The following is a 16,684-nucleotide window of genomic DNA, read 5'->3' as shown; positions in this document are numbered from 1 at the left end:
CCATGCAGATCGACCTCAACGCCGACCTCGGCGAAGGCGCCGGCAACGACGAAGCGCTGCTCGCGCTGGTGAGTTCCGCCAACATCGCCTGCGGCTGGCACGCCGGCGACGCGAAGACCATGCAGCAGTGTGTGCGCTGGGCCATGCGCAACGGCGTGGCCATCGGCGCGCATCCCAGCTTTCCCGACCGCGAGAACTTCGGCCGCAGCACCATGCACCTGCCGCCCGAGGAGATCGTGGCCAATGTGCTCTACCAGGTGGGCGCGCTGGCGGCCATCGTGAAGGCCGAGGGCGGCAAGCTCTCGCACGTGAAGGCCCACGGCCAGCTCTACAACCAGGCCGTGAAGGAGCCCGAGCTCGCCGAGGCGCTGTGCGAGGCCGTGCGCCGCTTCGATCCCTCGCTCAGGTTCTTCGGCCTGGCGGGCAGCAACATGATCGATGCGGCCCGCCGCGCCGGCCTCGAGCCCGTGGAGGAAGTGTTCGCCGACCGCGGCTACATGCCCGACGGCAGCCTCGTGCCGCGCAGCCAGCCCGGCGCGCTGATCGAGAGCGAGGAGCAGTCCCTCGCGCAGACCCTCTCGCTGGTGCGCGACCGCCGCGTGACCGCCATCGACGGCAGCGTCGTGCCGGTCAACGCGCAGACCGTCTGCCTGCATGGCGACGGCGCCCATGCGCTGGCCTTTGCGCGCCGCATCCGCGAGCGGCTGGAGGCCGAGGGCATCGCCGTCCGGGCGATGGCCTGACCGCCGGAACGCCTGAACGAGCAAGGCAGACCGTGGCAGCCAAGCCCATCAAGGTCCTGCTCACCGGCTTCGAGCCCTTCGAGCAGGAGGTGCTCAACCCCTCGTGGGACGCCGTGCGCGCGCTCGATGGCTGGAAGGTGGGCCGAGCGACGGTCCACGCGCGACTGGTGCCCTGCGTCTTCGGCGATGCCATCGATGCCTTGCTGGCGGCCATGGACGAGCTGCAGCCCCAACTGGTGCTGTGCATCGGCCAGGCCGGCGGCCGCACGGAGTTCACGCCGGAGCGCATCGCCATCAACATCGACGACGCGCGCACGGCCGACAACAAGGGGCAGGAGCCCATCGACGTGCCGGTGGTGCCGGGCGGGCCCGCCGCGTACTTCTCGACGCTGCCGATCAAGGCCATGGTGCGCGAACTGCGCGCGGCCGGCGTGCCGGCCTCGGTGTCGAACAGCGCGGGCACCTTCGTGTGCAACCACATCTTCTACGGGCTGATGCACCGCATCGCGACGCATCCGGTGCCGGGGCTGCGCGGCGGCTTCATCCACATTCCCTACCTGCCTGAGCAGGCGGCGCGCTTTCCGGGGGCGCCGAGCATGTCGCTGGAAACCATGGTCAAGGCGCTGCGCATCGCGGTGAGCACATCGCTGGCCGTGGAGCACGACATCGCCGAGACAGGCGGCCAGCTGCACTGAGCGGCCGCGGGAGTCCAGGCTCAGGCGGGAAAGTTCTTCGCCAGCCAGCGGTTGAGCGCGGCGTTGACGAGGTCGGGCTTCTCCATCGTCAGCATGTGGCCGCAGTCGGGCACCCACACCACCTCGGCCTGCGGCAGCAGTGCCGCCATCTCGGTGGTGCACTCGGGGGGCGCGAGCTTGTCCTCGTTGCCGCACATCAGCAGCACGGGCGCGCGCACCGACGCGAGGTGCAGGCGCGCGTCGGGCCGGCGCATCACCGCGCGGTTCTGGCTGATGAGCTGCTGCGCGCCCGCGCCCAGCACGATGTCGAGGTAGCGCTGCACCAGCGCCTCGTCGGCGGCCTGCACGGGGTGGAAGGCGAAGTAGACGTTCGGTTCGATCACGTCGCGCAGCTCGCCGCGCTCGAAGTACTCGATGGCGCCTTCGCGCAGCGTGAACATCTCCGGCGTCTCGGGCCGTGCGCTGGTGCCGAGCAGCGCGAGCCCCGCGATGCGTTCGGGCGCCTGGCGGGCAGCCTCCATGGCGACCATGCCGCCCATCGAGGCGCCGCACAGCACCAGCGGGCCCTCGTTGTCGCGCAGCACGGCTGCGGCCATGCCCTCGATGGTGTCGTTGTGCCGCTGGACGTCGCTCACGCGGGCGCCGAAGGCGGGGGGAAGGGCGGGCAGCTGGGCTTGCCAGATGCGCTCGTCGCAGGCGAGGCCGGGCAGCAGGATCAGATTGGGCATGGCCACGGATTCTGCGCGATTGCGGCAGAGGACGCAGCGGCATAGGTCGTGGCATAGGCCTCATGGCCAGCAGCCATCGCGCGGCGGCGCCGACATACTCGACAACCCGTGCAGAGGAATCCCGCAATGAATCTTGTGGACCGCGTCCAGGCCATCCTTCTCAAGCCGAAGGCCACCTGGCCCGAGATCGACGCCGAGCCGGCCGATGCCGCATCGCTCTACAGGAACTACGTGATGATCCTCGCGCTGATCCCGGCGCTGGCCAGCTTCATCGGGCTGTCGCTGATCGGCGTGGGCGCGTTCGGCGTGAGCTTCCGCGTGCCGCTGGTCTCGGGGCTCGCGAACATGATCGTGGGCTACGTGCTGTCGCTGGTGATGGTGTTCGTGCTCGCGCTGATCATCGACGCGATGGCGCCCACTTTCGAGGGCACCAGGAGCCAGATCGGCGCGCTCAAGCTGTCGGCGTATGCGAGCACTGCGGCCTTCGTCGGCGGCGTGTTCAGCCTGCTGCCTTCGCTTTCGGTGCTGGGGGCGCTGGCGGCGCTCTACGGCATCTACCTGCTCTACACCGGCCTGCCGGTGCTCATGAAATGCCCGCCCGACAAGGCCGTTGCGTACACCGCCGTGGTGGTGGTGTGCGCCATCGTCGGCGGCGTGGTGATCGCGTGGGTGCTGGCGCTGCTCACGCCGTCGCCGATGCGACTCGGCGCGGCGCCTGCGGTCGGCGGCGTGGTGGCTGCCGTGCAACAGGCAATGGGGGCAATGGCCTGAGCGTCATGCCCACGGTGGAAAATGGGCGGCAATGCCAACGCCCAAGCCCGAAACCACCACCGACCTGATCCTGATCCGCCACGGCGAGACCGCCTGGAACCGCGAGCTCCGCTTCCAGGGGCATGCAGACGTTCCGCTCAACGACATCGGCCACGAGCAGGCCCGCCGCATCGGACTGAGGCTGGCCAGCGAGACGGCGGTGCGGCACATCATCAGCAGCGACCTCATGCGCGCGCAGCAGACCGCCGCGCCCGGGGCGCAGCAGCTGTCGCTGCCGGTGGTCACCTCGGCGGCGCTGCGCGAGCAGTTCTTCGGCGTGGTCGAGGGCATGCGCTCCGACGAGATCCAGAGCCTGCATCCGCGTGCCTGGGAAGAGTGGCTGGAGTTCCGTGAAGACCACGCCATGCCCGAGGGCGAGACGGCGCGCGAGTTCCATGCGCGCATCATCGCGGCGCTGGGCGGCATCGCCTCGGAGCACCGGGGCCGGCACCTGATCGTCGTCACCCACGGCGGCGTGCTCGACATGGTGTGGCGCACCGCCCGGGGCCTGAGCCTGAGCGGCCCGCGCCGCAGCGACATTCCCAACGCAGGCTTCAACCGCATCCGCATCGCCGATCCGCAGCGGCCCGACGACATCGAGATCGTCGAGTGGGCCGACACGCGCCACCTGGCCGACCTGCCGCCGCAGCCGACCTACGACCAGACGCGGCACCTGAAGAACAAGGACTGAGCGGGCACGCTCAGACGCAGCTGCCGGCCTTCGGCGTGCGCAGCAGCGGCTGGCCCGCGCCCACACCCGTGGGCTTGCCGCCGTCGACCGCCAACTGGCCGTTCACCAGCACCGTGCTTACGCCCTCCGACAGCAGCGTCGGCTGCGTGTAGGTGGCCTTCGCCGCATAGCGTGCCGGGTCGAAGACCACCACGTCGGCGTAGTAGCCCGGGCGCAGATGGCCGCGCTGCTTCAGCCCCAGCGTGTCGGCCGTGAGCGAGGAGCTGCTGCGGATGAACTGCGCCAGCGAGATCGTGTGCTCCTTCACCACGTACTGGTCGTACTTGCGCGCGAAGGTGCCGTAGGCGCGCGGATGGCCGAGCGAGGAGTCCGACGAGGTCATGACCCACGGCCGCTTCATGAAGGCGCGCACGTCGTCGTCGCTCTGGTTGAAGGAGGCGATCATCAGGTCGCCGTCGCGCAGCACCGCGATGGCGGCGTCCACCGGATCGGCGTTCGATGCCTTGGCCACGTCGGCCAGCGTCTTGCCCACGTACTTCGTGCTGCCGGCCGAGAACAGGATGGCCTCGGGGCCGCCGCGCAGCCGCAGGTTCTCGCGCATGTCCTTGCGCAGGCGCTCCTGCTGCGAGGCATCGTCGAAGCGCTGCAGCGTTGCCGTACGGCCGCCCTCGTTGGCCCAGGGCGGCAGCAGCGCGGCCGAGAAACGCGTGCTCGACGCGGTCCACGGATAGTGGTCGGCCGTGATGTCCAGCCCGCCCGCGCGCTCCTTCTCGATGCGCCCGATGATGTCGCCGCTCTGGCCCTGCACGTCGACGCCCAGCGCCTTGATGTGCGCCACGTGCACCGGCAGCTTCGCCTCGTGGCCGATGCGGATCACCTCGTCGATGGAGCCCTTCAGGCCGATGTTGTACATGGACTCGTCGCGGATGTGGCTGTCGTACAGGCCGCCGTGCCGTGCCGCCACTTTCGCGAGCTCGATGACCTCCCCGGTCTTCGAGAAGTTCTGCGGCGTGTAGAAGAGGCCGGTGGAAAGGCCCAGCGCGCCCTCGCACATGCCCTGGCTCACGCGCTTCTTCATCGCCTCCAGCTGTTCGGGCGTGGGCGCCCGGTTGGCCTCGCCCAGTTCGCTCATGCGCACCGGGCCGAAACCCACGTACATGGCCACGTTGGTGCCCACCGGCGCGGCGCGCAGCTTCTGCGCCTGTGCCGCGATGTCGAAGCCGCCGAAGCCGTCGTTGCCGATCACCGCGGTGGTCACGCCCTGCGTGATGAACGGGATGTTCAGCCGCCTCTTCGGGTCGTTCGAATGCAGGTCGGCATCCGCGTGCGTATGGGCGTCGATGAAGCCCGGCGCCACCACCATGCCCGTGGCGTCGATGACGCGCCTTGCCGTGAACTGCGCCGGCGCCGCCTTGCCCGCGAACACGATGCGGTCGCCCGCGATGCCGACGTCGCCCACCACCGGCGTGTCGGAGTCGCCCGTGTACACGGTGCCGCCGCGCAGCAGCAGGTCGAGGGCGACCGGGGTGCCATCGGCGGCATGGAGAGCGGGTGAGAAGGGCGCGAGTGCCGAGAGAACGGCCAGCGTGACGAGCGACTTGTGCATGGAAGGCCTGCCCGCGAGGGCGTGGTGTCTGAGGGAGCGGCCAGTCTAGGAGCCGCTCGCATGCTGTCGCCAATTCCTTTTGCACCATGCCCCATGACCTGAAGGCATGGAGTTTTGGTCTGCCTCAACGCTCGGGCCGGACCTGCTCAGGCGTGCGCCGCGGTTCCACCGGTCAACTGCCCGAGGCCGAGCCGGGCATACACCGCGGCCGCCTGCCTGCGCAGGCGCAGCGACTCGGGCTGGCCGTTGAGCTGCTGCTGCAGGATGCCCTGGGCAACCCCCAGCGAAGACGCCGTGCCGCTGCGCACCAGCGCATCGAGATACACCTGCTCGAACAGGTCGCGCTGCGCGTGGCTGCCGCCGATCTCGATCATGCGCGGCAGCGCCGTGCCCAGGCCTTCGATGGCTGCCGGAAGATTGCCCTGCGCGTAGGCCACCAGCCCGTGCGCTGCGGGGACGCAGACGCGCTGCCATGCCGCGCGCGTCGACGCCGGCGCATCCGGTGCGAAGGCCAAGATGTTGCGCAGCAGAACCCCCGCCTCGGGGCGGCCGGCGCGCGCCAGGCCGTAGAGGTACTGCAGGTCGAGAAAGGGCAGCACGTGGTCGGCCTGCCGCTGCCGCAGGTGGTCGGCCACGTCGTCCCAGCGCCTGCCCACGTCGATGCCGGCAAGCTCAAGCCGCGCGAGCAGCGAGACCGCACCGATCTGGTCCTGCGAGTAGTCCTTCACCATGCCCCAGGCGTGCTCGTCGTACACCGCGAGCGCCTCGGCATCGCGCCCGAGGTCGATGAGGAACAGCGCCATGTGCCACCAGTTGTGCGTGACCATGAACGAGTTGAGGCCGATCCAGGTGTCGCTCACGCTCTCCATGAACGCCAGCCCCTCGGCGAGCCGGCCCTCGGTGAGCATCACGTGCGCCAGCGCATGGTGCGCCCAAGGCTCCTTGCGGCACATCGCGATGGCGCAGCGCGCGCTTGCCTCGGCTTCGCGCATCAGATGGCATTGCTCATAGCCGAAGGCCGCCATGCCGTGCACGTAGGGCACGTCTGCCGCGTGCGGCAGCACTGCCAGCGCGAGCTTCAGCATGCCGGGGCAGTCGCCGGTGTTGAAGCAGTGGTACTGGCCGAGCTTGACCGACACCAGGTCGCGCGGATGCTCGCGCGCCTGTTCGGCGTGCAGCGCGATGGCGCGGGCGATGTCGCCCTCGGCCCAGGCCTCGATGGCCGCGATGTAGCGCTGCTCGCGCGGCGTGGCGCGCGAGGCGCCGGCGCGAGCCTTCGCGAGGAACGGCCGTGCATTGGCCACGGCTTCCCGCGATTCGGCGAACAGGTGCAGCGTGGCGCAGTAGGCCTGGACGACGGGGCTCGCGTCGTTGCCGGCGGCAGCTAGCAGGTTGACCGCGCGCGCCTCGCTGGAGATGAAGCCCATGACGAAGTCGTCGACCAGCGGCAGGCTTGCGGCATCGTCGAGGGTGAGCGGGTTGCCGAGGCTGTCGGCGAGGGGATTTGCGGAAGGCATGGCGGCATGGTGCCACGGCAGGAATGCTTCAGCGTCGCATAGTTTTTCTGCCGTGCCATTGCCCGGCGCGCAACGCCGGATTGCAACTGCCAAGGCCAGGAACACCGCGGAACCGGCTTTGCCGGGCCGCAGGTGTTGCCCCCGGAAGGGGGTTGGCGCAGCGACACGAAGTGCGCGCAGCCTGGGGGTGAACCTATACCCCGGCCTGCTGGTGCCGGTACTCCTGCGTCTTGCCGCCATAGCCGTAGGCTGCGCCGCGCGCGTCGATCACATGGATATACGACACCTCGTGCAGGTCCGGCCTGATCTTCGCCATGGCCGCATGCACCTCGCGCAGGTAGCGCGCCTTCTCGGCCTTGGTGTTGGTCTCGTCGGTGATGCTGATGTCGAGGTGGAAGGCCGACTTGCCCAGCGAGGCGAGCGACTGCCCGCCGATGAACCAGGCGTCGGCGGCGATGTACTGCACGGTGACGGCGATGACCGGCAGCTGCTTGCCGAGCACGCTCTGCGTGAGCTCGGCGACGGCGTCGACGGTCTTGCGGGTGAGGTCGGCATCGGGTTGGCCGGAGAGGTGGACGACGATGTGGGGCATGGCTGGCTCCTTGGATGAATGGGTTGTCGATGGGGTGATTGTGGGAGCCTGCTGGTCATCGAAAAAGCGGGAATATATGATGCGTTCCATCGGATAAACGGATGGATTGATCATGCAAGGGTTCGACCTGGAGCAACTGCGCACGCTGGCCGCCGTCGTCGACGCGGGCAGCCTCACGGCGGCCGCGCCGCGTGTTTTTCTTTCGCAGTCGTCGGTGAGCGAGCAGATCCGCAAGCTGGAGGAGCGGGCAGGGCAGTCGCTGCTCACGCGCAGCAAGGCTGGCGTCGCGCCCACCGAGGCGGGGGTGCGGCTGCTGGGCTATGCGCGGCGCATCCTCGCGCTGAGCGACGAGGCATTCCGCGACCTGCACGGCGAGACGCTGCAGGGGGAGCTGCGCCTCGCGGTCACCGACTACTTCCGCCCGGGCGACCTGACGCGGCTGCTGGGGCGGCTCGGCGAGAGCTATCCGCAGGTGCGGCTGCACGTCACCATCCTGAAGAGCGACGCGCTGCGTTCGGCCTATGCCCAAGGCGATTTCGACGTGGCCATCGCGATGAACATCGCCGCAGCGTCCGCGCCCGAGGCCCGGGGCTCGGTGCTGCGGCGCGAGTCGCTGGTGTGGCTCGGCGCGGAGGGCATGCGGCTCGTGCGCGGGGAGCCGCTGCGGCTGCTGGCCCTGCCGGACACCTGCTCGCTGCACCAGTTCACCGTTTCGCTGCTGCGGCGCCGGCGCATACCGTATGCGCTGGCGCACGTCGCGTCGGGCGTGGCGGGGCTGCAGTCGGCGCTGGCGGCGGGCCTGGGCGTTGCCTGCCTCAACGAGTCCTCGATCAGCGACGGCGTGACACGGCTGGCGCCGCCTCACGGCCTGCCGGCGCTGCCGCGAGTTGCCTTCCAGTTCCTGGCGGGGCGCAAGGGCGAGACCGCGTTCGTGACCCGGGCGAGGGAGATGCTGGCCACTCACCTGATGTGACGGATCTCGCCAGGGGTGGCGCGGGATTTGCGTCAGCCCCGGCCATGGATGCGCCACCTCCCACGACCTCCTCGCCCAGCCTGCTGCGCCACACCCGCTTCGACGACGCGCAGGCCATCTTCTCGGGCACGCTCTTCGTCGCCATCGCGATGATGCTGTTCGGCCAGGCGGGCCTGCTCACCGGCGGCACGGCCGGCATCGCGTTCCTGCTGCATTACGCCACCGGCGCGAGCTTCGGCAAGCTGTTCTTCCTGGTCAACCTGCCGTTCTACTGGTTCGCCTGGCACCACATGGGCCGGGCGTTCACGCTCAAGACCTTCTCGGCCATCGCGCTGCTCTCGGTGATGACCGACCTGGCGCCGCGCTACCTGTCGATCGGTTCGCTGCACCCGGCCTTCGCGGCCGTGCTCGGCGGGCTGATGCTGGGCACCGGCTGCCTGTTCCTCGCCCGCCATCGCGCCAGCCTGGGCGGCGCGACGGTGCTCACGCTCTACCTGCAGGAAAAGCGCGGCTGGCCCGCCGGCAAGGTGCAGATCGGCATCGACTGCACCGTAGTGCTGCTGGCGCTGTTCGTGATCCCGCCGCAGCGGGTGGGTTGGTCGGTGCTGGCCGCGGTGGTGATGGGACTCTTCCTCTGGATCAACCACAAGCCCGGGCGCTATGCCGCGACCTGAGGTGCTTCGCTATCGGCCGGGCGGCGAGGGCCAGGGCCGCTGCGGTTCGCGGATCTGCTCGAAGGCGCGCGACACGCGCAGTACGCCGAGATCGTCGAAGCGTTGGCCGGCGATCTGCAGCCCGATCGGCAGGCCCGCAGCCGAGTACCCGCAGTTCACCGAGGCCGCAGGCTGCTCCGACATGTTGAACGGCACGGTGAACCCGATGTGCTCCAGCGGCCGCATCGGGTCGTTGGTGGGCGAGGGCGCCTCGGCCGCCGCCGGCATGTTGGGCGACACGGGCGAGATCACGTAGTCGAAGCGCGTGCAGGCGCTCACGGCGGCCACCCGCGTCGCATGGAACTGGCTGAAGCCGCGGAACACATGCTCGCCGCTGAACTCCGCCGCGCTCTCGGCCCATTCGCGGATGTAGGGCAGCACCTTCGAGCGCTGGTCGGCGCGCAGGCTCTTCATGTCCACCAGCGAGCGCATGCGCCAGAAGTGGTCCATGCCGTCGAGCATGGCCTGCGACATGAAGGGCCGCATCGGCTCGATGACGGCGCCGGCCTTCTCCAGCAGGCGCGCGGCCTGCTCGACCGCCGCCTGAATCTCGGGCTCCACCGCCAGGCCGCAGCCCGCATCGAGCAGCAGCCCGAAGCGCAGGCCGCGCAGATGGTCGGGCGCAACGTCGAAGCCCGCCCAGGCCATGTCCTGCGGCGGCAGGTTCATGCTGTCTCGAGCGTCGGGTTTGGACAGCACCTGCATCAGCAGCGCGGCGTCGCCCACGGCGCGGGTCATCGGCCCTGCGACGCGGCCCATGTAGGGCGGGTCGATGGGAACGCGCCCCAGGCTGGGCTTGAGCGTGAAGATGCCGCACCAGCTCGCGGGCAGGCGCAGCGAGCCGCCGATGTCGGTGCCCAGGTGCAAGGGGCCGTGGCAGCTGCGGCACCCGCGCTGGAGCCGCCCGGTGTCAGGCTCAGGTTCCACGGATTGCGCGCCAGCGTGTGGAAGCTCGACAGCCCCGAAGACAACATGCCGTAGTCCGGCATCGTGGTCTTGCTCACGATCACTGCGCCGGCTTCCTTCAGGCGCGCGGCAGGCGGTGCATCCGCAGCCGCGGGCTTCAGGTCGACGGCGGCGGTGCCTGCGGGCATCGGGTCGCCGCGCGTCGCGATGTTTTCCTTGATGGTGGCCGGCACGCCATCCAGCGGCCCGCGCGCGTCGCCGCGCAGCCAGCGCGCCTCCGAGGCCCGCGCCTGTTCGAGCGCAGCCTCGGGCCTGAAGAGCCAGGTGGCCTGCAGGTGGGGCTCCCAGCGCTCCACCTGCGCGATCACGGCCTGCGTGACCTCGACCGGCGAGAGCTTGCGGTCGCGGTAGGCGGCGGCAAGCTCCTGCGCGGAAAGACTGCTCAGCAAGGCGACATCGGACATTGCGTCACTCACTCAAGCTCCGCATTCATCATGATTCACAGCGCACGAGACGCCCACGGCCCCTTCGGCGAACACCGTGGAACCGGCTTTGCCGGGCCACTGGTGTTGCCCCCGGTAGGGGGTTGGCGAAGCGACACGAAGTGCGCGAAGCCTGGGGGCGAGCCTCATCAACTCCACGAGAGTGCGGAGAGGTCGTTGACGAAGATCGGGTTCTCTTTCCAGATGCCCTTCACGCTCTTCTTCGCGACGGTCGGGAACTGCGGCTGGTAGAGGAAGCCGTTGGCCGCGTCGGTGGCCAGCATCTTCTGCGCATCGCCCAGCAGCTTGTTGCGCTCGGTGGCGTTGGCGGTGGTCTTGATCTTGTCGAACAGCGCGTCGAAGGCCTTCGACTGGTAGCCCCAGTAGTAGTCGGACTTGGCGTAGTTGCCGAGGTCGAAGGGCTCGACGTGCGAGACGATCGACAGGTCGTAGTCCTTGTTGCCGTAGGTGCCGCTGAGCCACTGCGCCCACTCGACGTTCTGAACCTTCACCACGATGCCGATCTTGGCCAGCTGCGCCACGATCACCTCGCCGCCCTGGCGCGCGTAGGGCGGCGGGGGCAGCGTCATCTTCAGCTCGAGCGGCGTCTTCACGCCGGCCTCGGCCAGCAGCTTCTTGGCCTTCTCGACGTCGAAGGGGTTGATGCCGGTGGTGTCGACATAGCCCGCCGCGCCCGGCACGTAGTGGCTGCCGATGGGCACGCCGAAGCCGTCGGCAGCGCCCTCGATGACGGCCTTGCGGTCTATGGCCGCGAGGATGGCGCGGCGCACGCGCACGTCGTCCAGCGGCTTCTTCCTGTTGTTGATCGACAGGATGGTCTTGGCGCGCGAACCGGCCAGGATCACCTGGAACTGCGGGTTCATCTTGAACTGCTGCACCACGCGCGTGCCGATGCGCGGGAACACGTCGATGTCGCCCGAGAGCATGGCCGCGGCCTGCGCGGCCGTGTCGGAGATGAAGCGGAAAGTGACCTTGTTGATCTTCGCAGTGGCGGGGCTGCGAAAGCCTTCCCACTTGCTCAGCGTGATCGACGAGCCCTTGGCCCAGTTGTCGAGCTTGTAGGGGCCGGTGCCCACCGGCTTGGTGGCGTTGCCCTCGGCGCTCTTGGGCTCGACGATCACTGCCGTGGCCTGGCCCAGCACGAAGGGCAGGTCGGGGTCGATCTCCTTGTTGATGATGACCACCGTGTAGTCGTCGACCACCTGCGTGCTCAGGTTGGCGAAGGTGCGCTTGTCCTTGTTGGTGCTCTTCTCGCTGCCGGCGCGGTCGAACGAAAACTTGACGGCCGCCGCGTTGAAGGGCTCGCCGTTCTGGTACTTCACGCCGCGCTTCAGCTTGAAGGTGTAGGTCTTGAGGTCGGGGGAGATCTCCCAGCTCTCGGCCAGCAGCGGGGTGACGCTGCCGTCGGAGTTGATCTTGGTGAGCGTCTCCAGGATGTTGTACTGCACCACTTCGGCGATGGCGGCCGCCGCGCCCGTGGTCGGGTCGAGCCCCGGCGGCTCGAGCGCCATGCCGATCACGATGGCGTCCTTCCTGCCCTGCGCCATGCCGGCGAGCGGGCTGGCCAGCGCCACGGTGGCGCCGGCGGTGGTAAGGAGGGTGCGACGGTTCAACATACGTGTGATCTCCGGAAAAACATGCCAGGTTCGAACGGCGGATGACTGCTGCGGCGCACGCCGTGCCCCGAAGGGAGGCGTGGCGCCGCGAAAGACACGGCAAGCAGCACGAAGGATGCCACCTGCGCGAGCGGTCATTTTGATGCAGAGGGCACGCCGGTGCGCGGCCCTCGGGCCGGTTTTTCCTCGGGACGTTCCCGTATGCGGGGGCTTCGGCCGGGCTCGGACCCGGTGGCTCAGGCCCAGGACAGGGCCGCGATGTCGTTTACGAAGATCGGCGTGTCCTTCCACAGCCCGCGCAGGTTGCGCGCTGCCACGGTGATGAACTGCGGCTGGTACAGGAACACGTTGGCCGCGTCCTCCGCCAGCAGCCGCTGTGCGTCGCCCAGGTAGCGCTGGCGGTCGGCGGGGCGAGCCGCATTGCGGGCCTTCTCGAAGACCTCGTTGAACTTCGCCGACTGGTAGCCCCAGTAGTACTCCGGCTTGGTGTAGTTCACCAGGTCGAAGGGCTCGACGTGCAGGATCAGCGAGAGGTCGTAGTTCTTGTTGCCGTAGGTGCCGCTGATCCACTGCGCCCACTCCACGTTCTGGATCTTCGCGACGATGCCGATCTTGGCGAGCTGCGCGGCGATGAGTTCGCCGCCCTGGCGCGCGTAGGGCGGTGGAGGCAGCACCAGTTCGAGTTCGAGCGGTGTCTTCACGCCGGCCTCGGCCAGCAGCTTCTTCGCCTTCTCCACGTCGTAGGCGTTGATGCCCGTGGTGTCGACGTAGCCCGGCGCGCCCGGCACGTAGTGGCTGCCGATGGGCACGCCCCGGCCGTCGACGGCGGCCTCGATCACCGCCTTGCGGTCGATGGCCGCCGAGATGGCGCGGCGAACGCGCACGTCGTCCAGCGGCTTGCGCCTGTTGTTGATGGCGAGGATGGTCTTGCCGCGCGATGCGTTGAACACCACCTGGAAGCGCTTGTCGTTCTGGAACTGCGGCAGGCTGCGCGACACCGAGGCATGCGGGAACAGGTCGACGTCGCCCGAGAGCAGCGCCGTGGTCTGCGCGGCCGGTTCGGAGATGAAGCGGAAGCTGGCCTTGCGGATCTGCACCGTGTCGGCGCCGCGCCAGCCGTCCCACTTGGCGAGCACGATGCTCGAACCCTTGGCCCAGTTGTCGAGCCTGTAGGGGCCGGTGCCGACGGGTTTGGTGGCGTTGGTCTCCACTGTCTTGGGCTCGACGATGATGGCCGAGGCCTGTCCGAGCAGGAACAGCAGGTCGGGCTCGATCTCCTTGGTGATCAGCACGACCGTGTGCTCGTCGATCACCTGCGTCGCGATGTTGGTGAAGGTGCGCTTGTCCTTGTTGGTGCTGTTGGCTGCGGCCGCGCGGTCGAACGAGAACTTCACGCTCTGCGCGTTGAAGGGCTCGCCGTTCTGGAACTTCACGCCGCGCCTGAGCTTGAATGTGAGCGTCTTCAGGTCGGGCGAGACTTCCCAGCTCTCGGCCAAGAGCGGCGTGACGCTGCCGTCGGAGTTGATCTTGGTGAGGGTCTCGAAGACGGTGTAGAGCACCACCTCTGCGATCTCCGCGCCGGCCTTGGCCGTGGGGTCCAGCCCCGTGGGCTCCAGCGTGAGGCCGATGACCAGCGCATCCTTCTTTTTCTGTGCCAGCGCGAGGGTCGACAGTGCCAGCGGGGTCAGGGCTGCGGCGCCGGTGGCGAGCAGGGTGCGTCGTTTGAGCATGGAGCGGTGTCCTCGAAACAGGGGCAGGCATCATCCGCGACGGCGCGCGCGTGCGCAACCAGATGCTTATGACCCACTCATCCTAGGGAGGCGGGACGACGCTTCGATGTCAGCCGGGCAGCAGCGTGCCGCCGGCAGGCGTGCGCGGCACGGCGTCGAGCAGCGTGCGCGTGTATTCGTGCTGCGCGTGCTGGAAGAGTTCGGCGGGCGCTCCCTGCTCCACGATGCGGCCCTTGAAGACCACGCACACGTTGTCGCAGAGGTGGTTGACCACCGCGAGGTCATGGCTGATGAGCAGGTAGCTGATGCCGAACTGCTGCTGAAGGTCCTGCATGAGGTTGAGCACCTGCGCCTGCACCGACACGTCGAGCGCGCTCACGGGTTCGTCGGCCACGATGAGCTTGGGGCGCGTGATGAGGGCGCGTGCGATGGCGATGCGCTGGCGCTGCCCACCCGAGAACTCGTGCGGGTACTTGTCGAGGTCGGTGGTGCGCAGGCCCACGGCGGCGAGTGTTTCGGCGGCGCGTTCGCGCTGCTCGGCGCGAGTGGTGGCCGCGAGCGCTTCGAGCGGCTCGGCGACGATGCGCGCGACCGTCTGGCGCGGATCGAGCGAGCCGTACGGATCCTGGAACACCATCTGGAAGTCGCGGCGTGCGACGCGCAGCTCCTCTTTGGAGAGCGCGTGCAGATTACGGCCTTCGAGGGAAACGGTGCCGGAAGTCGGCGTATCGAGCGCCATTACGAGACGCGCGATGGTCGACTTGCCCGAGCCCGATTCGCCGACGATGCCCACGCTCTGGCCGGCCTGCACTTCGAAGCTCACGCCGTTGAGCGCCTTCACGGTCGGCGGCGGGCCGAAGAGTTTCTCGCGCGGCAGCGCGTAGTGGCGGACGAGGTCGGTGACCCGCAGCAGCGGCGAAGAAGCGGCGGCGGTCGCGCTCATGGTGCGATGGCTCCTTCAGCGGCGATCTCTTCGAGGCGGATGCAGCGCACCGCATGGTCCTGCGGCAGCATCGTGGCCGGCGGCCGCGTGGTCATGCAGGCGTCGACGGTGTAGCTGCACCGTCCCGCGAAGGGGCAGCCCTTGGGCAGGTCGACCAGCTCGGGCACGCTGCCCTTGATGGTGGCCAGCCGTACGCCGCGCGGCGCGCCGATGACGGGGCGCGCGGCGAACAGGCCTTGCGTGTACGGGTGGGCGCGCCGGGCGAACACGGCTTCGGTCGGCCCGCTCTCGACCACGCTGCCGCCATACATCACGAGCATCTTCGAGACCGTCTGCGCGATCACGCCGAGGTCGTGCGAGATCAGGATCAGCGCCATGCCGCGCTCGGCCACGAGGCTCTTGATCAACTCGAGGATCTGCTTCTGGATGGTCACGTCGAGCGCGGTGGTGGGCTCGTCGGCGATCAACAGGTCGGGCCCGCACGCGAGCGCCATGGCGATACCGATGCGCTGCCGCTGCCCGCCGGAGAACTGGTGCGGATACGCGTCGAGGCGCGAAGCCGCATCCGGAATGCCCACGCGCTCCAGCAGCGCGAGCACCTCCTTGCGCGCGTCGGCCTTCGAGAGTCCGCGATGCAGCCGCAGCGGCTCGCCGACCTGGCGCGCGATGGTGTGCACCGGATTCAGCGCCGTCATCGGCTCCTGGAAGATCATGCCGATGCGATTGCCGCGGATCTCGCACATCCGCTTCTCGGGCAACCCGACGAGCTCGGTGCCGTCGAAGCGGATGCTGCCGCCGACCTTCGCGGTGGAGGGCAGCAGGCCCATGAGCGACATCACCGTGATCGACTTGCCGCAGCCCGATTCGCCGACGATGCCCAGCGTTTCGCCGCGCTCGAGCGAGAAGCCGACGCCGCGCACTGCCTCTGCCGGGCCGCGCTGCGTCTGCAGGCCGATGTGGAGGTCCTTGACTTCGAGCAGGGGCATCTTGCTTACCTTGCTCTCGCCAGGCGCGGATCGAGCAGGTCGCGCAGGCCGTCGCCGAGCAGGTTCAGGCCCAGCACCGCGAAGGCGATGGCCATGCCGGGAAACACCGCGAGCAGAGGCGCCTGGAACATCATCGTCTGCGCTTCGCTGAGCATGCGGCCCCAAGAAGGCTGCGGCGGCTGCGTGCCCAGGCCGAGGTAGGAGAGGGCGGCCTCGGCGAGGATCGCGATGGCGAAGCGGATGGTGATCTGCACGATCAGCACCGCCGAGATGTTCGGCAGCACGTGCTGCATGGTGATCGCGAAGCTGCCCTTGCCGCAGGCGCGTGCGGCGGCCACGTATTCGCGCGACCAGATGGCGTTGGCCGATGCGCGCGTGATGCGCGCGAAGGTCGGGATGTTGTAGATGCCGATCGCGATGATCGCGTTGACGATGCCCGCGCCGAACACGGCCGTCATCATGATGGCCGAGAGGATCGCGGGGAAAGCCAGCGAGAAGTCGGTGAGCCGCATGATGGCTTCTTCCACCCAGCCGCGCTTCGCTGCCGCGAGCAGGCCCAGCGCGGTGCCGACCACGAGGCCGATGCCGACCGCGATCACGCCCACGAGGATGGACGCGCGCGCGCCCACGAGCAGCAACGAGGCCACGTCGCGTCCGTAGGTGTCGGTGCCCAGCCAGTGCGAACCCGTCGGCGGCTTCAGCTTGCTGGCCATATCCATCTCGTAGGGCGACCATGGCGTCCACACCAGCGAGACGGCCGCGGCCAGCAGCAGGAGCAGCGTGAGCGTGCCGCCGATGACGAAGCTGCGGTGATGCAATGCGCGGCGCCAGAAGCCCGGCACCTTGAGCGCGGCGGCGTTGGGAACTGCTGCTGTGCTCATATGTCGCTGGCCTTGATGCGCGGGTCGATCACGGCATAGAGCACGTCGACC

At 68.9% G+C, this 16,684-nt stretch carries 15 protein-coding genes and 1 pseudogene; 6 read left to right on the top strand and 10 right to left on the bottom strand.

The features are described 5' to 3' along the window. Positions 1-2: 2 nt before the first annotated feature. Positions 3-743 carry a 5-oxoprolinase subunit PxpA gene (gene pxpA / locus EJP67_RS30945; RefSeq protein WP_126025539.1) on the top strand — a complete coding sequence of 247 codons (741 nt, stop codon included), beginning with the start codon at positions 3-5 and terminating at the stop codon, positions 741-743. A gap of 32 nt (positions 744-775) precedes the next feature. Next, positions 776-1,438, top strand: coding sequence for a pyroglutamyl-peptidase I (gene pcp / locus EJP67_RS30940; RefSeq protein ID WP_126025538.1), 663 nt, complete (start codon positions 776-778; stop codon positions 1,436-1,438). Between the two features lie 20 nt (positions 1,439-1,458). Here the strand turns inward: pcp and EJP67_RS30935 are convergent, their stop codons facing one another. Further along, entirely contained in the window at positions 1,459-2,166 is a 708-nt protein-coding gene (locus tag EJP67_RS30935; RefSeq protein ID WP_126025537.1) for an alpha/beta fold hydrolase, read from the bottom strand. A gap of 126 nt (positions 2,167-2,292) precedes the next feature. Between EJP67_RS30935 and EJP67_RS30930 the strand changes: the two genes are divergently transcribed. Both EJP67_RS30930 and EJP67_RS30925 read left to right on the top strand, forming a co-directional pair. Further along, a complete protein-coding gene (locus tag EJP67_RS30930) occupies positions 2,293-2,937 on the top strand; it encodes a Yip1 family protein (protein ID WP_126025536.1) in 645 nt (214 codons plus the stop codon). A gap of 31 nt (positions 2,938-2,968) precedes the next feature. Further along, positions 2,969-3,667 (top strand): histidine phosphatase family protein, encoded by a 699-nt coding sequence (locus tag EJP67_RS30925; protein WP_126025535.1) that lies wholly within the window; start codon positions 2,969-2,971, stop codon positions 3,665-3,667. Positions 3,668-3,677: 10 nt separating this feature from the next. Here EJP67_RS30925 and EJP67_RS30920 read toward each other — a convergent pair whose 3' ends face one another. The 3 genes from EJP67_RS30920 to EJP67_RS30910 all read right to left on the bottom strand — a co-directional run bounded on the left by EJP67_RS30920 (position 3,678) and on the right by EJP67_RS30910 (position 7,382). Next, positions 3,678-5,273, bottom strand: a complete 1,596-nt coding sequence (locus tag EJP67_RS30920) for an N-acyl-D-amino-acid deacylase family protein (RefSeq protein WP_126025534.1) — start codon at positions 5,271-5,273, stop codon at positions 3,678-3,680. 146 nt (positions 5,274-5,419) lie between these two features. Further along, positions 5,420-6,790, bottom strand: a complete 1,371-nt coding sequence (locus tag EJP67_RS30915; RefSeq protein WP_126025533.1) for a tetratricopeptide repeat protein — start codon at positions 6,788-6,790, stop codon at positions 5,420-5,422. Positions 6,791-6,983: 193 nt separating this feature from the next. Further along, positions 6,984-7,382, bottom strand: a complete 399-nt coding sequence (locus tag EJP67_RS30910; RefSeq protein ID WP_126025532.1) for a tautomerase family protein — start codon at positions 7,380-7,382, stop codon at positions 6,984-6,986. A 112-nt stretch (positions 7,383-7,494) separates the two neighbouring features. Here EJP67_RS30910 and EJP67_RS30905 point away from each other — a divergent pair, with 112 nt between their 5' ends. Both EJP67_RS30905 and EJP67_RS30900 read left to right on the top strand, forming a co-directional pair. Continuing rightward, the gene (locus EJP67_RS30905; RefSeq protein ID WP_126025531.1) at positions 7,495-8,355 is read left to right on the top strand and encodes a LysR family transcriptional regulator; all 861 of its coding nucleotides are present in this window, start codon (positions 7,495-7,497) and stop codon (positions 8,353-8,355) included. Positions 8,356-8,399: 44 nt separating this feature from the next. Further along, complete coding sequence (locus EJP67_RS30900) at positions 8,400-9,029, top strand: YitT family protein (protein ID WP_126025530.1); 630 nt, start codon at positions 8,400-8,402, stop codon at positions 9,027-9,029. 9 nt (positions 9,030-9,038) lie between these two features. Here the strand turns inward: EJP67_RS30900 and EJP67_RS30895 are convergent. The 6 genes and pseudogenes from EJP67_RS30895 to EJP67_RS30865 all read right to left on the bottom strand — a co-directional run bounded on the left by EJP67_RS30895 (position 9,039) and on the right by EJP67_RS30865 (position 16,633). Next, a pseudogene (locus EJP67_RS30895) lies at positions 9,039-10,438 on the bottom strand (amidase). A 167-nt stretch (positions 10,439-10,605) separates the two neighbouring features. Next, the gene (locus EJP67_RS30885; protein ID WP_126025529.1) at positions 10,606-12,093 is read right to left on the bottom strand and encodes an ABC transporter substrate-binding protein; all 1,488 of its coding nucleotides are present in this window, start codon (positions 12,091-12,093) and stop codon (positions 10,606-10,608) included. 236 nt (positions 12,094-12,329) lie between these two features. After that, positions 12,330-13,823 (bottom strand): ABC transporter substrate-binding protein, encoded by a 1,494-nt coding sequence (locus EJP67_RS30880; RefSeq protein ID WP_126025528.1) that lies wholly within the window; start codon positions 13,821-13,823, stop codon positions 12,330-12,332. A gap of 109 nt (positions 13,824-13,932) precedes the next feature. Beyond that, a complete protein-coding gene (locus EJP67_RS30875; protein WP_126025527.1) occupies positions 13,933-14,766 on the bottom strand; it encodes an ATP-binding cassette domain-containing protein in 834 nt (277 codons plus the stop codon). Next, positions 14,763-15,752, bottom strand: a complete 990-nt coding sequence (locus tag EJP67_RS30870) for an ABC transporter ATP-binding protein (RefSeq protein ID WP_126025526.1) — start codon at positions 15,750-15,752, stop codon at positions 14,763-14,765. Before EJP67_RS30870 ends, EJP67_RS30875 begins: the two co-directional genes overlap by 4 nt. 5 nt (positions 15,753-15,757) lie before the next feature. Further along, entirely contained in the window at positions 15,758-16,633 is an 876-nt protein-coding gene (locus tag EJP67_RS30865; RefSeq protein ID WP_126025525.1) for an ABC transporter permease, read from the bottom strand. Positions 16,634-16,684: the final 51 nt, after the last annotated feature.

The sequence above is a fragment of the Variovorax guangxiensis genome, assembly GCF_003952165.1.
GTDB classification, from domain to species: Bacteria; Pseudomonadota; Gammaproteobacteria; order Burkholderiales; family Burkholderiaceae_C; genus Variovorax; species Variovorax guangxiensis.
Note: the sequence above shows the minus strand (reverse complement) of the source record. Positions and strands in the feature narration are given on the sequence as shown.

Excerpts from the sequence above, each read along its gene's own strand:
- EJP67_RS30880 (WP_126025528.1), bottom strand. The coding sequence starts at position 13,823 with ATGCTCAAACGACGCACCCTGCTCGCCACCGGCGCCGCAGCCCTGACC.
- EJP67_RS30870 (WP_126025526.1), bottom strand. The coding sequence starts at position 15,752 with ATGCCCCTGCTCGAAGTCAAGGACCTCCACATCGGCCTGCAGACGCAG.
- EJP67_RS30865 (WP_126025525.1), bottom strand. The coding sequence starts at position 16,633 with ATGAGCACAGCAGCAGTTCCCAACGCCGCCGCGCTCAAGGTGCCGGGC.
- EJP67_RS30885 (WP_126025529.1), bottom strand. The coding sequence starts at position 12,093 with ATGTTGAACCGTCGCACCCTCCTTACCACCGCCGGCGCCACCGTGGCG.
- EJP67_RS30905 (WP_126025531.1), top strand. The coding sequence starts at position 7,495 with ATGCAAGGGTTCGACCTGGAGCAACTGCGCACGCTGGCCGCCGTCGTC.
- EJP67_RS30935 (WP_126025537.1), bottom strand. The coding sequence starts at position 2,166 with ATGCCCAATCTGATCCTGCTGCCCGGCCTCGCCTGCGACGAGCGCATC.
- EJP67_RS30915 (WP_126025533.1), bottom strand. The coding sequence starts at position 6,790 with ATGCCTTCCGCAAATCCCCTCGCCGACAGCCTCGGCAACCCGCTCACC.
- EJP67_RS30925 (WP_126025535.1), top strand. The coding sequence starts at position 2,969 with ATGCCAACGCCCAAGCCCGAAACCACCACCGACCTGATCCTGATCCGC.
- EJP67_RS30930 (WP_126025536.1), top strand. The coding sequence starts at position 2,293 with ATGAATCTTGTGGACCGCGTCCAGGCCATCCTTCTCAAGCCGAAGGCC.
- pxpA (WP_126025539.1), top strand. The coding sequence starts at position 3 with ATGCAGATCGACCTCAACGCCGACCTCGGCGAAGGCGCCGGCAACGAC.
- EJP67_RS30920 (WP_126025534.1), bottom strand. The coding sequence starts at position 5,273 with ATGCACAAGTCGCTCGTCACGCTGGCCGTTCTCTCGGCACTCGCGCCC.
- EJP67_RS30910 (WP_126025532.1), bottom strand. The coding sequence starts at position 7,382 with ATGCCCCACATCGTCGTCCACCTCTCCGGCCAACCCGATGCCGACCTC.
- EJP67_RS30875 (WP_126025527.1), bottom strand. The coding sequence starts at position 14,766 with ATGAGCGCGACCGCCGCCGCTTCTTCGCCGCTGCTGCGGGTCACCGAC.
- EJP67_RS30900 (WP_126025530.1), top strand. The coding sequence starts at position 8,400 with ATGGATGCGCCACCTCCCACGACCTCCTCGCCCAGCCTGCTGCGCCAC.